The sequence below is a fragment of the Luteibacter yeojuensis genome (assembly GCF_000964085.1).
Classification (GTDB): Bacteria; Pseudomonadota; Gammaproteobacteria; order Xanthomonadales; family Rhodanobacteraceae; genus Luteibacter; species Luteibacter yeojuensis_A.
This window is the reverse complement of record NZ_JZRB01000088.1, coordinates 1-13,779: the sequence shown is the minus strand read 5'-3', so window position 1 is coordinate 13,779 and position 13,779 is coordinate 1. Positions and strand designations below refer to the sequence as shown.

At 67.6% G+C, this 13,779-nt stretch carries 11 protein-coding genes and 1 tRNA gene; all 12 read right to left on the bottom strand.

Annotated elements, in window-relative coordinates; translation table 11 throughout:
* Positions 1-1,104, bottom strand: a 1,104-nt coding sequence (locus VI08_RS20200; protein ID WP_045831442.1) for an ISL3 family transposase, incomplete at its 3' end; no start/stop codon positions are given.
* Between the two features lie 122 nt (positions 1,105-1,226).
* Positions 1,227-1,303, bottom strand: a tRNA-Pro gene (locus VI08_RS20195).
* Positions 1,304-1,350: 47 nt separating this feature from the next.
* Entirely contained in the window at positions 1,351-1,707 is a 357-nt protein-coding gene (locus tag VI08_RS20190; RefSeq protein WP_036114913.1) for a MerR family transcriptional regulator, read from the bottom strand.
* Positions 1,688-1,987, bottom strand: coding sequence for an integration host factor subunit alpha (gene ihfA / locus VI08_RS20185; RefSeq protein ID WP_045831441.1), 300 nt, complete (start codon positions 1,985-1,987; stop codon positions 1,688-1,690). Before ihfA ends, VI08_RS20190 begins: the two co-directional genes overlap by 20 nt.
* A gap of 1 nt (position 1,988) precedes the next feature.
* The gene (gene pheT, locus VI08_RS20180) at positions 1,989-4,370 is read right to left on the bottom strand and encodes a phenylalanine--tRNA ligase subunit beta (RefSeq protein ID WP_045831440.1); all 2,382 of its coding nucleotides are present in this window, start codon (positions 4,368-4,370) and stop codon (positions 1,989-1,991) included.
* Between the two features lie 33 nt (positions 4,371-4,403).
* Entirely contained in the window at positions 4,404-5,396 is a 993-nt protein-coding gene (gene pheS / locus VI08_RS20175) for a phenylalanine--tRNA ligase subunit alpha (protein ID WP_045831439.1), read from the bottom strand.
* A 110-nt stretch (positions 5,397-5,506) separates the two neighbouring features.
* Complete coding sequence (gene rplT / locus VI08_RS20170; protein WP_045831438.1) at positions 5,507-5,866, bottom strand: 50S ribosomal protein L20; 360 nt, start codon at positions 5,864-5,866, stop codon at positions 5,507-5,509.
* A gap of 13 nt (positions 5,867-5,879) precedes the next feature.
* Complete coding sequence (rpmI, locus tag VI08_RS20165) at positions 5,880-6,077, bottom strand: 50S ribosomal protein L35 (RefSeq protein ID WP_045831437.1); 198 nt, start codon at positions 6,075-6,077, stop codon at positions 5,880-5,882.
* Between the two features lie 165 nt (positions 6,078-6,242).
* Positions 6,243-6,770, bottom strand: a complete 528-nt coding sequence (infC, locus tag VI08_RS20160) for a translation initiation factor IF-3 (protein WP_332308666.1) — start codon at positions 6,768-6,770, stop codon at positions 6,243-6,245.
* A gap of 44 nt (positions 6,771-6,814) precedes the next feature.
* The gene (gene thrS, locus VI08_RS20155; protein WP_045831435.1) at positions 6,815-8,716 is read right to left on the bottom strand and encodes a threonine--tRNA ligase; all 1,902 of its coding nucleotides are present in this window, start codon (positions 8,714-8,716) and stop codon (positions 6,815-6,817) included.
* A gap of 179 nt (positions 8,717-8,895) precedes the next feature.
* The gene (gene recD / locus VI08_RS20150) at positions 8,896-10,779 is read right to left on the bottom strand and encodes an exodeoxyribonuclease V subunit alpha (RefSeq protein ID WP_045831434.1); all 1,884 of its coding nucleotides are present in this window, start codon (positions 10,777-10,779) and stop codon (positions 8,896-8,898) included.
* A partial coding sequence (gene recB, locus VI08_RS20145; RefSeq protein WP_045831433.1) for an exodeoxyribonuclease V subunit beta occupies positions 10,776-13,779 on the bottom strand: 3,004 nt, incomplete at its 5' end. The genes recD and recB, both read right to left, overlap by 4 nt.

Below are 13,779 nucleotides of genomic sequence, written 5' to 3'. Positions count from 1 at the left end.
GCTGGTATTGAGGGGATGCCGGCATCGGGAAACTATCCCGTGCAGGTAGACCGAGATCCGCTGTGCAAAGAGCGCCAGCGCGGCGATCCCGCTGCGCTGGGCCTGTTCAAGCCAATTATCCCAGGCTTGCCGGGCCCAGCCCGGACGTCGGTAGAACCACAACCGCTTTAGCTCGTCGCGCATGAGATAGGCCGTGAGCAGTGGCTGGTTGGCGTCCAGAAGCTCGTTCAGTTGCAGCGTCTGGCGGCGGTCCAGGTTCTCCCGATTACGCAAAAGGAGCCAGCGGCTCGACTTGATGACACGGCGCGCGGGCTTGTCCTGTCGCAGCTTGTTCGCCTGGTCGACCCGGACGCGATCGATGACTTCACGGCCGTACTTGGCCACGACGTGGAACAGGTCGTAGACGACTTCGGCGTTCGGGCAGTTGGCCTTGATCTCCAGTTCGTAGGCCGTCGTCATGTCGATCGCAACGGCCCGGATCTGAGCTGCGACGCCTTCGGGGAGCTGCTCGAAGAACGCACGTGCCGTATCCCGTGACCTGCCATTGCCCAGCCACAGCACCTGACGGCTGATCGGATCGACCACCACCGTGGCGTAGCGGTGGCCCTTGTGCAGGGCGAACGCATCCATCGCCAGATAGTGGATCTGGCTCCAGTCCGGCTCTTGGACGGCTTCGCGCAGGAAGGCCTTATCCAGCGATTTAACAGTGTGCCAGCCCAACTGGAAAAAGCGCGCCACGGCGAGGATATTGCTTGAGAGAAGGAGCTGGCTCACCGCTTCGGCCAATCGATCCGTCACGCGCTGATAGCGCCCCAGCCAGCTGAGTTTCTCAAGCCGTGGGCCGCCGCAGTGATCGCACCAGACCCGCCGTCGAGGAACGACCAAGGCGACCCGAAGCGCCATCAGCGGCAAGTCCCTGACACGACGTATGGTGGTCTCATGCACCTGTCTGCATCGCCCACCGCAGTGCTCGCAGTACATGGTACGTGCCGTTGGCTTGAGAAAGATGGTTACCGTCCGGCTATCGCCCTCGGGCCACGCCACTCGCTCAACCCGATAGCCTCCCCACCCGCCCAGCTTCTCGATCGTTTTTCGATCCAGCATCGACGTACCCTCAAGGCCCGAGAAATCAGGCCTCAAGGGTACGTTGGGCTACAAAAAGGCTCCACGGTTATCAGCGATGAACCAAAAAAAAGGCGCCCCCAACGGGACGCCTTTTCAAATAATGGTCGGGGTGGCGAGATTCGAACTCGCGACCACTACACCCCCAGCGTAGTGCGCTACCAGGCTGCGCTACACCCCGACGAGCTAACGATTGTAGCAGCAACGCCATGCCCTGCGGAAGCAGGATCAGCGGCGCAGCAGCGTTAAAACTTCTTCCAGCTCCAAACGCACCTGGCGCACGATCTGGTGCGACATGCTGGCCTCCATGCGAGCCTGGGGGCCCTCGAGGCGGGCACGCGCGCCCGTGATGGTGAACCCCTCGTCGTACAGCAGCGAGCGGATCTGGCGGATCATGAGCACGTCGTGGCGCTGGTAGTAGCGGCGGTTGCCGCGGCGCTTGACGGGCTTGAGGGCCGGGAACTCCTGCTCCCAGTAGCGAAGCACGTGCGGCTTGACGCCGCAAAGCTCGCTGACTTCACCGATGGTGAAGTAGCGCTTCGCCGGGATAGCCGGAAGTTCGGTGTTATTCCCTGGATCCAGCATAGCCCTCGACTCTTACCTTGAGTTTCTGGCCGGGACGGAAGGTGACAACCCGCCGGGCAGAGATGGGGATTTCTTCGCCGGTCTTGGGATTGCGACCGGGCCGCTGATTCTTGTGCCTCAGGTCGAAATTGCCGAAGCCCGACAACTTGACCTGCTCGCCGCGTTCGAGGGCCTCACGGACCACTTCGAAGTAGGCATCCACGAATTCCTTGGCCTCACGCTTGTTGAGGCCCACGTCGAGGAACAGCCGCTCGGCCATTTCCGCCTTGGTCAGCGCCATCTTATCCTCGCAATTTCGCCTTGCATGTCTGCTCCAATGCCTTCACCGCGTCTGCCACGCAAGCGTCGGCATCGTCGTCGGTAAGGGTGCGTGAAGCGTCCTGTAAAATCAAGCCCATAGCGAGACTCTTTCGCCCTTCCTCGACCCCCTTGCCCACGTAGCGGTCGAACAGGCGGATCGAGGTCAGCAGCTCGCCCAGGGCACCGCGGACGGCACCCTCGACGCTGGCCCAGGAGACGTCCTCGGGCAGGTCCATGGCGATGTCGCGGCGTACGGCCGGGAACCGCGCCACGCGCGTGGCGCTGGGCATGCGGCGGGCCAGGATCGGCTCAAGCGCCAGCTCCATGACGTACACGTCGGGGCCGAGATCCAGCGCCTTCGCCAGTGCCGGATGCAGCGCGCCGAGGAACCCGGCGGGCTGGCCGTCGCGGAGGACGCGGGCGCCACGGCCCGGGTGCAGCCATGCCGGCAGGCCATCGGTGTCGACCGCCCAGCGCTGGGGCTCGCCCGTGTGGGCGATGAGCGCGTCGAGGTCGCCCTTGAGGTCGTAGAAATCGACGCCGCGCGAGGGCTCGCCCCACTGCTCGGCGCGGGCGCTACCCGATGCGACCACCGCGACGCGGCCGATCTCGTCCGGGGCGCCACCGGTGGCGTGGAAGCTGCGGGCCACCTCGAACAGGCGCACACGCTCCTGCTGGCGGGCGCGGTTGTGGCGCAGGGCCTCGACCAGCCCGGGGAGCAGCGAGGTGCGCATCACGGCCAGGTCGGCCGAGAGCGGGTTCGCGAGCGGCACCGAGGCGTGGTCGAGCTGCCAGGTCTTCAGCAGCTCGGCGCTGACGAACGACAGCGTCACGGCCTCGAAGTAGCCGCGGGCGGCGAGCTGGTCGCGCAGGGCCATCTCGGGCAGGCGGGCCTCGGCCACGGGCTCCAGCGCGATCTTGCCCGCCGGCGTGGTGGTGGGGATGCGCTCGTACCCGTGGATGCGGGCCACCTCTTCGATCAGGTCTTCCTCACGCTCGATATCGAAGCGGCTGCTCGGCGGCGTAACGCGCCAGCCATCGGCGGTTTCCTCCACGCCCATGCCGAGCGCGGTGAAGATGCGGGTGACTTCAGCCGCGGCCACGTCGATGCCAAGCACCCGGCGCAGGCGCGCGTGGCGCAGCAGCACCGGGGCGTGCTCGCGGAGGTTCTCCGGGCGCTCGGCCACGGTGATCGGGCCGGCCTTGCCCCCGGCGATCTGGATAAGCAGCTCGGTGGCGCGCTCGATCGCGCGCTTGGGCAGTGCCGGGTCCACGCCGCGCTCGAAGCGGTGCGAGGCGTCGGTGTGCATGCCGAGCTTGCGGGCGCGGCCCATGATGGCGGCCGGCGCGAAATGCGCGGCCTCCAGGAACACGTTGCGGGTGGCGTCCGTGACGCGCGAATCGAAACCGCCCATGACGCCGGCGACGGCCAGGCCCTTCGCCTCGTCGGCGATGACGACGAACGAGGGGTCGAGCTTCGCATCGCTGCCGTCGAGCAGCTTCAGCACCTCGCCCTCACCCGCGTGGCGAACCACGACGCTGCCCGTTAGCTGGTCGTTGTCGAACGCATGCAGGGGCTGGCCCAGCTCCATCATCACGTAGTTGGTGACGTCGACAACGGGGCTGATCGGGCGCAAGCCGGCGCGGCGGAGGCGCTCGGCCATCCAAAGCGGCGTCTTCGCCGTCGTATCCACGCCTTCGATGATGCGGCCGAGGTAGCGCGGTGCGTCGGCGCCCGCCTCCAGGCGCACGCCGCGCGTGGTAGCGATGCTGGCGGGCACTTCGGCCACGCCCGCCGCGCGGACATGGCTGCCGAACAACGCGGCCACGTCGTGGGCGAGGCCCACCAGGCCAAGCACGTCGGGGCGGTTCGGGGTGATCTTCAGCTCGATGCTGGCATCGGGCAGGCCGAGGAAGGTAGCGAGCGGCTGGCCCACCGGCGCATCCGCCGGCAGCTCGAGCAGGCCCGAGGCATCGGCATCGATACCCAGTTCCTTCGCGGAGCACAGCATGCCGAACGATTCCACGCCACGCAGCTTCGCTGCCTTGATGTGGATGCCGCCCGGCAGGTTGGCACCGACCCTGGCCAGCGGCACGCGGATGCCGACGCGGGCATTGGGGGCGCCACAGACGATCTGCAGCCGCTCGCCCTGCCCCGCGTCCACCACGCACACCTGCAGGCGGTCGGCTTCGGGGTGCTTGCTGGTTTCGACGATCTCGGCCACGACGACGCCGTCGAGGCCGTCACCCAGCGGGGTGACCTCTTCGACTTCAAGGCCCGACATGGTCAGCGCGTGTACCAGCGCCGCGCGGTCCGCGTCGACGTCGACCAGTTCACGCAGCCAGTTTTCGGAGAATTTCATGGAGGCGACTCTTTGGCTTGGTGGCGGCGAAGGTCAGGCGAACTGGCGCAGGAAGCGCAGGTCGTTCTCGAAGAACGCGCGCAGGTCGCCGACGCCATAGCGCAGCATGGCGAAACGCTCGACGCCCAGGCCGAACGCGAAGCCGGTGTAGCGCTCCGGGTCGATGCCGCAGTTGGCCAGCACGGTGGGGTGCACCATGCCGCAGCCCAGCACCTCGAGCCAGCGGGTGCTGCCGTCCTCGGCGTCCCAGCGGATATCCACCTCCGCCGAGGGCTCGGTGAACGGGAAGTAGCTGGGGCGGAAGCGCATCTCGAAATCGCGCTCGAAGAACGCGCGGATGAACTCGGCGAGCGTGCCCTTCAGGTCGGCAAAGCTGGAGGTTTCATCGACGAGCAGGCCCTCGATCTGGTGGAACATCGGCGAGTGGGTCTGGTCCGAATCGCTGCGGTACACCTTGCCCGGGGCGATGATGCGGATGGGCGGCTGGCGGCCCTGCATCGAGCGGATCTGCACCGGCGAGGTGTGCGTGCGCAGCAGGCGGCCATCGCCGAAGTAGAAGGTATCGTGCATGGCGCGCGCCGGGTGGTGCGGCGGGAAGTTCAGCGCCTCGAAGTTGTGCCAGTCGTCTTCGATCTCCGGGCCATCGGCGCGCTGGTAACCCAGGCGGCCAAAGATGTCGGCGATGCGCTCGAGGGCACGCGTGATGGGGTGGATGCCACCGTACTCGCCGTCGCGGCCCGGCAGGGTGACGTCGATGCGCTCGGACGCCAGGCGGCGGCCAAGCTCGGCCTGCTCCAGCGCCTGCTTGCGGGCGGCGATGGCGTCGGTGAGGCGTTCCTTGACGCGGTTGACCTCGGCGCCGCGCGCCTTGCGCTCGTCGCCCGTGAGCTGGCCGAGCGCCTTGAGGGCGGCGGTGACCGCACCGTTCTTGCCCAGGAGGGCGACGCGGACGTTATCCAGCGCCTCGAGCGAGGCGGCCGAATCGATGTCACGCAGCGAGGCGTCGATGTTCTCGATCGAATCCATCGGTCTTCCTGATTTTTTCAGGTCCACAAAAAAGTGTGGGGAGAAGGCAAGGCCTTCTCCCCACGTCATCCATCATCGCGCGATAAGGCTACCGCGCGTGGTAAAGCGGATTACGCAGCCAGACTGGCCTTGGCCTTCTCTGCGATCGCGCCAAACGCCTTGATGTCGTGCACGGCGAGGTCGGCGAGAACCTTGCGGTCGACCGAGATGTTCGCCTTGGCGAGGCCGTTGATGAGACGGCTGTACGACAGGCCGAACTGGCGGGCTGCTGCGTTGATGCGGACGATCCACAGCGCGCGGAACTGGCGCTTGCGCTGCTTGCGGCCGATGTACGCGTACTGGCCAGCCTTGATGACGGCCTGGTTCGTTACGCGGAAAACCTTGCGGCGGGCATTGTAGTAGCCCTTCGCACGGCCGATGATCTTCTTGTGACGACGACGGGCGGTAACGCCGCGCTTAACACGTGCCATGACTTAGTCTCCCTTAGAGATACGGCAGCATCCGGGCCACACCCTTGGTGTCGCACGGCTTGACGTGGTTGGGAGCGCGCAGGCCGCGCTTACGCTTGGTCGACTTCTTGGTCAGGATGTGCGACTTGAAGGCGTGACCGGCCTTGAACTTACCCGACGCGGTTTTGCGAAAACGCTTCGCAGCCGCCCGGTTGGTCTTGATCTTGGGCATCGGAATGCTCCCTTTTCGGGTTTCTGACTGAACCGGCGGCGGGCCCGGGGGCCTGCGCTTTCCTTCCTGCCGGGTACGGTACACGGCCCATCCATACGGACCGAGCCGGCGATGATACACATAAATTAAGGCTTTGTGTAGGAGGGCCCGGAGGCCCTACCCCGATCAGGCCTTTTTCTTCGGGCCGATCATCATGACCATCTGGCGGCCTTCGAGACGGGGGAAGGACTCCACCACGCCGTCTTCGCCGATATCGGCCTGGATCTTCCTGGCCAGGTTCTGGCCCAGGTCCTGGTGGGACATTTCGCGGCCGCGGAAGCGGATCGTGACCTTGACCTTGTCGCCTTCTTCAAGGAACTCGCGCATCTTGCGGAGCTTGATGTCGTAATCGCCCACGTCGGTGACCGGGCGGAACTTCACTTCCTTGATTTCGACCTGCTTCTGCTTCTTCTTGGCAGCCGAGGCCTTCTTCTGGGCTTCGAACTTGAACTTGCCGTAATCCATGATCTTGCAGACCGGCGGATCGCCGTTCGGCTGGATTTCGACGAGGTCGAGACCGTCCTCCTCGGCGCGGCGGATGGCCTCACGGGTGTCCATGATGCCCAGCTGCTCGCCTTCGGGACCCAGCACGCGCACTTTCGGCACGCGGATCTCATTGTTCTTGCGATTGCCCTTGTTATCGGTCGTAGCGATACCGCTATCCTCCAGAAGATTGAACCCTATGCCGGCCCCGCCCCTTAGCGGCGGGTCTCGGCCTGTAGCCTCTCGGCGAACGCGGCCAGCGGCATGCTGCCGAGGTCTTCGCCGCCACGCGTACGCACGGAAATGGTACCCGTTTCCTTCTCGCGATCGCCGACCACGAGGAGGTAAGGGACCTTTTGAAGCGTGTGCTCGCGGATTTTATATCCGACTTTTTCGTTGCGCAAATCGGATTCCACCCTGAAGCCTTGCCCCACAAGGGCTTGCGCTACCTCGCGGACGTAATCGGCCTGGGCGTCGGTGATGCTGAACACCACCGCCTGGATGGGGGCGAGCCAGGGCGGAAGCAAGCCGGCATGGTGCTCGATGAGGATGCCGATGAAGCGCTCCATGGAGCCCACGATGGCGCGGTGGAGCATGACCGGGTGCTGGCGCTGGCTGTTTTCGTCCACGTACTCGGCGCCCAGGCGCTCGGGCATCATGAAGTCGACCTGCATGGTGCCCACCTGCCAGGCACGGCCGATCGAGTCCTTCATGTGGTACTCGATCTTGGGGCCGTAGAAGGCGCCCTCGCCCGGCAGTTCTTCCCACTCGACGCCGGCGGCGGCAAGCGCCTTGCGCAGCGCATCCTCGGCCTTGTCCCACACCGTGTCGGCGCCGATGCGCTTTTCCGGGCGCAGGGCGATCTTCATGGCGATGTCGTTGAATCCGAAGTCGGCGTACACCTGCATGGCCTGGGCGTGGAACGCGGCCACCTCGGCCTCGATCTGGCCCGGGGTGCAGAAGATGTGGCCATCATCCTGGGTGAAGGCACGCACGCGCATGATGCCGTGCAGCGCGCCCGACGGCTCGTTGCGGTGGCAGCCGCCGAACTCGCCATAGCGGATGGGCAGGTCGCGGTAGCTGTGCAGGTGCGTGTTGAAGATCTGGATGTGGCCAGGGCAGTTCATCGGCTTCAGCGCGTAGGTGCGCTTCTCCGATTCGGTGAAGAACATGTTCTCCTGGTAGTTGTCCCAGTGGCCGGATTTCTTCCACAGGCTCACGTCCATGATCTGCGGGCCGCGCACCTCCTGGTAGCCGCTCTTCTTGTACACGCCCCGGACGTACTGCTCCACGGCCTGCCAGATGGCCCAGCCCTTGGGGTGCCAGAAGATCATGCCCGGCGCTTCTTCCTGCATGTGGAAGAGATCGAGCTGCTTGCCGATGCGGCGATGGTCGCGCTTCTCGGCTTCCTCCAGCTGGTGCAGGTAGGCCTTCAGATCCTTGTCGTTGAGCCACGAGGTGCCGTAGATGCGGCTGAGCATCTCGTTGTTGGAGTCACCGCGCCAGTACGCGCCGGCCACCTTCATGAGCTTGAACGCGCGCAGCTTGCCCGTGTTGGCCACGTGCGGGCCGCGGCACAGGTCGGTGAACTCGCCCTGGGTGTAGAGCGAGAGTTCTTCGTTCGCCGGGATCGACTCGATGATCTGCGCCTTGTACTCCTCGCCCATGCCGCGGAAGAAGGTGATGGCGTCGTCGCGGCTCTTCACCGAGCGGGTGACCGGCAGCTGCTCCTTGACGATCTTGTCCATCTCGTCCTGGATCGCGCCGAGGTCGTCGGGCGTGAAGGGGCGCTCGTAGGCGAAGTCGTAGTAGAAGCCGTTATCGATGACCGGGCCAATGGTGACCTGCGCGCCAGGGAACAGGCGCTGCACGGCCTGGCCCAGCAGGTGGGCCGTGGAGTGGCGCAGGATGTCGAGGGCCTCGGGGCTCTTCTCGGTGATGATCTCGAGCTTCGCGTCGTGCTCGATGCGGAAGCCGGCGTCGACGAGCTTGCCATCGACCTTGCCCGCGAGCGTGGCCTTGGCGAGGCCGGCACCGATGGACGCGGCCACGTCCTGCACGGAAACGGGGTGCTCGAACGGGCGCTGGCTGCCGTCGGGTAGCGTGATCTGGATCATGGATACGGGTTCCGGAAAAACAAAAAGGGCGCCAGGCGCCCTTCGGTGACAACGAAGACGTGGCGAGGGCTCAGGTTGGGAAGCGCGTAGTCCGCATGTCGCACACTCGGCCGGCGTTGCCGCGGGCCACCTTTTCGCTGTGGTTACTAGCGGAAAATTAAGTCCTGTGGCGTTCGGTGTCAAATGGGCCCCAGCCGCCCAAGCAGCCCCGACGCCCGCTTCGTCCTGCGCCCCACCGCATACGCCACGATATCCGGCGCCGCCAGCAGGCTGAAATGCCGGCGTGCGCGAGTGACGCCCGTATAAACCAGCTCGCGGGTCAGCACGGGCGATGGCTCCGGCGGCAAGGCCAGTGCCGTGTGCTCGAACTCGGAACCCTGCGACTTGTGCACCGTCATGGCGTACACGGTCTCGATGGCGGTGAGGCGGCTGGGCGTGACGAAGCGGATGCGCTCGCCGCCGTCATCCATCACGAGGAAGGCCACGCGTAGCGAGGTACCCCCGTGGCCATCCGGCAGCGCCAGCGTGACACCGATATCGCCGTTCATGAGGCCGAGCGCGTAGTCGTTACGGGTAACGATGACGGGGCGCCCCTCGTACCAGCCACCGGGGCCCGGGGCGATGAGTTGGCGTTCGAGCAGCCCGTGCGCGATGCGTTCGTTCTGGCCCAGCACGCCCAGCTCGCCCTGGTGCGTGGCACAAAGCAGCTGAAACCGGCCGTACGCCTGCAGCGCCCCGCGACCCCACGCCGCACGAGCATCGTCGCCCGCATCCACCGGCGGGCGGTTCGCCGCGATCCATGCCAGGTAGTGCCGGTAGCCCGGCGCGTCGCCGCGCCCGTCGATGGCCAGCGTGGCGACGCCTGCGGCCGTGGCGCCAAGCCGGGCCACGTCGGCGAAGCGGCCATCGAAGGCCATGCCCACGGCGCGGGCGTCGCCCTGGTTGATGGCGGCCGCGAGGGCGCCGATGCCGCTATCGCCACCAAAACGGCGGCTGCGGCGAAGCATGGTGATGCGCTGGTCGAGGGGCCACGCGCCGGCGGCATCCGTCCACGCGCCCACGTCGACACCCGCCACCTCGCGCAGCCACGCGCGCGTCGCGTCGTCGTAGTGACCGGGCTCGGCACGGGCGCACAGATCGCCCAGCACCGCGCCGGCCTCCACCGACGAGAGCTGGTCCTTGTCGCCAAGCAGGATGAGGCGGGCACCCGGCGGCAGCGCGTCGAGCGTCGCGGCCATCATTTCCAGGTCGATCATCGAGGCTTCGTCGATGACCAGCACGTCGACGTGCAGCGGGTTATCCACATCGTGGTGGAACGCGCGGGTATCCGGGCGGCTGCCGAGCAGCCGGTGCAGCGTGGTCACCTCGGCGGGAATGCCCGCGCGTACGTCGGCATCGACGTCGAGTTGGGCCACCTGCGCGGCGATGGAGGCGTTGAGGCGCGCCGCGGCCTTGCCCGTGGGCGCGGCAAGGCGGATGCGCAGACGTGGCGTGCCGGCTTGCGCCGCGAGTGTCTGCAGCAGGCCGAGCAGGCGCACCACCGTCGTCGTCTTGCCCGTGCCAGGGCCGCCCGTGATCACGGCGAACGCGCTGCGCGCCGCGATGGCGCACGCGACCTTCTGCCAGTCGATGGCCTCGCCGTCGACGGGGAACAGGCGATCGAGCTCGGAACGCAGGCCCGGCGGATCCGCCAGCGGCGCGAGGCGGCCCAGGATGGCGGCCGCCACGCGGGCTTCGTCGCGCCAAAACCGGCGCAAGTAAAGCAACGGCCCATCGAGCACGAGTGGCGCGGCGGCATCGCCCGCGGGCGACGCGACCAGCGGCGTGCCTGCGAGCCATGTCCCGGCCGATGCCAGCGCGGGTTCGCGCTCCGCCAGCGTGGCGATATCGACGCAGATATGGCCATCGGCCAGCTCGCGGCTGACCAGCGCCGCCGCTGCGAGCACGCGCGGATCGGCGCTTGTGTCGAGCGTGCCGAGGAACCGCGCGAAGGCACGATCCATGGGCCGGAGCACGCCCGTGGCCGTGGCCTCGTCGAGCCACGCCTGGATATCGGGGATCATGCCGTGGCTCCTTCGAACAGGCGATCCATGGCCTCGACCATGGCTTTCGGCGGGCGCTCCACGTGTACGCCATGGCCGCGGCCATCCACGCCGCGCAGGTAGAGATACACCGCGCCACCCACGTGGGTGTCGTAGTCGTAGGCAGGCCCCAGCCGCGCGCGTAACAGGCGATGCAGGGCCAGCAGGTACAGGGCGTACTGCAGCTCGTAGCGTGCATCGAGGATCGATGCGCGCATCGCCTCCGCCGTGTACGCGTGTTCGTCGGGGCCCAGCCAGTTGGACTTGTAATCGACCACGTACCAGCGGCCATCGTGCTCGATGATGAGATCGATGAAGCCCTTGAGCATGCCGTTGAGCGTATCGCTGGCAAGCGCGGGGCGCGGCGCGCCACCCAGCGTGTGCCCGCACACGATGCGATCGAGCGCCAGCGTGTCGACGTGGCGTGCCTCGAACAGGAACTCGAGTTCGGCCCGGTAGCACGTGGGGTCGGCGAGCCCGCCCAGTGCCACCACCTTGCCATCGGGCAGCGCCATCGGCGTGCGCAGCAGCACGAGCAGCCAGCCGGTCAGCAGGTCGATGGCGCCCTCCCAGCCGCGCCGCTCGCAACGCCGGGCCACCGTATCGCGTAGGCGGGCCGGATCGTGGGCGATGGCCGCGAAGCCCTCCTCGGCGATCCATTCAAGCAGGTCGTGCAGGAACGTGCCCGCATCCGCGCCACGGTGGAACGCGTGGATGCTGGTGGGGTCGGCGACCACCGCCACCGACTCGGCCACGTACTCGACGATGATGTCGTCGGTGGGCGTTTCGGGGGCTGGGGTGGCCGCCTCCGGGCCGGCCTCGTCGTAGCGCAGGCCGCTGTAACTGGCGATGCGCCACGGCTCGGCGCGCGCCAGGCGCGGCTCGCGCGGCGGCAGCAGGTCGTCGGCGCGCGCGGGTGGCGTGTACCGCGCCTCATCCGGCGGCGGCATGTACGCAACGTTGATCGCACCGTTGCCCTGCGCGAGCGCCGACAACAACCCCGCGATCTCGCCGTTGGCGATGGCCTTGCCGCCCTTCAGCAGGTGGCCGAACGCGCTGCGATGCACCTGCGGCTCTTTCACCCGCGCGGTTTCCGCGACCGGGGCGATGCCGAGCCAGCAGGCGTGGCGTGCGCGGGTCAGCGCGACGTAGAGCAGGCGCAGGTCCTCCTGCAGGGCCGCGCGCTCGGCGGCTTCCTTCGCCTCTGCCGCCGCGGCGCCGCCCTGGCTGGCGCTGACGAGCTCGAGCGACATGCCCTCGCCATCGTGGTAGCGGTAACCCTGCCCTGCTCGTGCCTTCGCGACCGCCGAGACGAAGGGCAGGAATACCAGCGGGTATTCCAGGCCCTTCGACTTGTGGATGGTGATGACCTTCACCAGATCGTCGTCGCTCTCCAGGCGCACCACCTGGTCGTCGCCATGGTGGCTGGCGGTATCGGCGATGCGCTCGGCCAGGTAGCGGATGAGCGCCTGCTCGCCGTCGAGCGTGGCCGCCGCCTGCTGGAGCAGCTCCGCGAGGTGCAGCACATTGGTGAGCGCCCGCTCGCCATGCCCGGCCGAGAGCAGCCGCGCCGGCAGGTCGAACACATGCAGCAGGCGGTGCAGCATCGCCAGCACGCCCGCATGGCGCCAGCGCTCGCGCAGGGCGAAGAAGGCCTGCCCGCGCATTTCCCAGTGGCGCTCGTCGGCGTTGAGTTTTTCGAGTTCGCCAAACCCCAGGTGCAGGGTGCGCGTGGCCAGCGCCGCCCGCATGGCGGTATCGGACGAGGGCTCCGCCACCGCGCGCAGCCAGAAGAGGAGATCGCCCGCCTCGGTGCTTTCCCATACCGAATCGCGGTCGGAGAGGAATACGCTGCGGACGCGCCGGGCCGCCAGCGCGGCGCGGAACTCCGCCGCCTCGGCGTGGCTGCGCACGAGCACCGCGATATCGGCCGGCCGCAACGGGCGCAGGGGGCCATCGCCTTCGACGAAGCCCGCCTCGCCACGGGCGGCTTCGCCCAACAAGCGCACGATTTCGCTGGCGCACGCCGCCGCCATCTCCGTGCGATACGTGCGTACGCCCACGGGCGTGTCGTTGTCGAGCAGCCACAGGTGCATGGCGGCTTGCGCCACGCCCGCCCGCACGAAGCGCTCGGCGCGGCCACGCGCGAGCACGGGCGCGAACGGCAGCCCCCCATCGGCGAAGTGGAACGCGCCGTCCGCATGGCGCTCGCCATGCACGAACAGCGCATTCACCGCATCGACCATGCCCTGCGTGGAGCGGAAATTGGTGTCGAGGCTGTAATGCGGCGCGGCGGCTTCGGCGCGCGCCGCCAGGTAGGTGTGGATATCCGCGCCGCGGAACGCGTAGATGGCCTGCTTCGGATCGCCGATGAGCAGCAGCGCCGTGGCCGGCGCATCGAGGTATACCGCACGGAAGATGCGGTACTGCAGCGGATCGGTGTCCTGGAACTCGTCGATGAGTGCGAGCGGGTACTGGCCGCGGATGGTCGCGGCCAGCCCGCCGCCCGCCGGGCTGGCCAGCGCGCGGTCAAGCCGTAGCAACAGGTCATCGAAACCGATCTGGGCGCGGCGGCGCTTTTGCGTGGCGAAGCGCTCGCGCACCCAGGCCACGGCGTCGGCAAGGATGGCGTGCCGTACCGGCTCGGCGGTGGCCTGCCACGCATGCCAGTGCTCGAGCGCGCCAAACGCCGGGTGCTCGGGCCGCGCCTTGTTCTTGCTGGTGCCCTTGGCCAGGCGGCTCGACGCGTAGCGGGCGATGTCGAAGCCACCCACCTCGCCCGACCAGGCCCAGCGCCGCATCGCCGCCATCTCCGCGGGCATGCGCTCGGGCTTGTAGGAGTTGTTGTTGAGGGCCTTGGTGACCGAGGCCTCGAGCAGCTGGGCGCCGATGGCGTCCGCATCGTCGCGCCACGCGCGCGCCGCATCGGCCAGGCGGCGCGCATCCTCCTCGTGCCACGCACGGCGGGCGGCAAGGAGCCCG

Bases quoted from the DNA above. Each gene is read 5' to 3' on its own strand.
- rpmI (WP_045831437.1), bottom strand. From the start codon at position 6,077: ATGCCCAAGATCAAGACCAACCGGGCGGCTGCGAAGCGTTTTCGCAAA.
- pheS (WP_045831439.1), bottom strand. From the start codon at position 5,396: ATGGATTCGATCGAGAACATCGACGCCTCGCTGCGTGACATCGATTCG.
- rplT (WP_045831438.1), bottom strand. From the start codon at position 5,866: ATGGCACGTGTTAAGCGCGGCGTTACCGCCCGTCGTCGTCACAAGAAG.
- thrS (WP_045831435.1), bottom strand. From the start codon at position 8,716: ATGATCCAGATCACGCTACCCGACGGCAGCCAGCGCCCGTTCGAGCAC.
- VI08_RS20190 (WP_036114913.1), bottom strand. From the start codon at position 1,707: ATGCTGGATCCAGGGAATAACACCGAACTTCCGGCTATCCCGGCGAAG.
- ihfA (WP_045831441.1), bottom strand. From the start codon at position 1,987: ATGGCGCTGACCAAGGCGGAAATGGCCGAGCGGCTGTTCCTCGACGTG.
- pheT (WP_045831440.1), bottom strand. From the start codon at position 4,370: ATGAAATTCTCCGAAAACTGGCTGCGTGAACTGGTCGACGTCGACGCG.
- recD (WP_045831434.1), bottom strand. From the start codon at position 10,779: ATGATCCCCGATATCCAGGCGTGGCTCGACGAGGCCACGGCCACGGGC.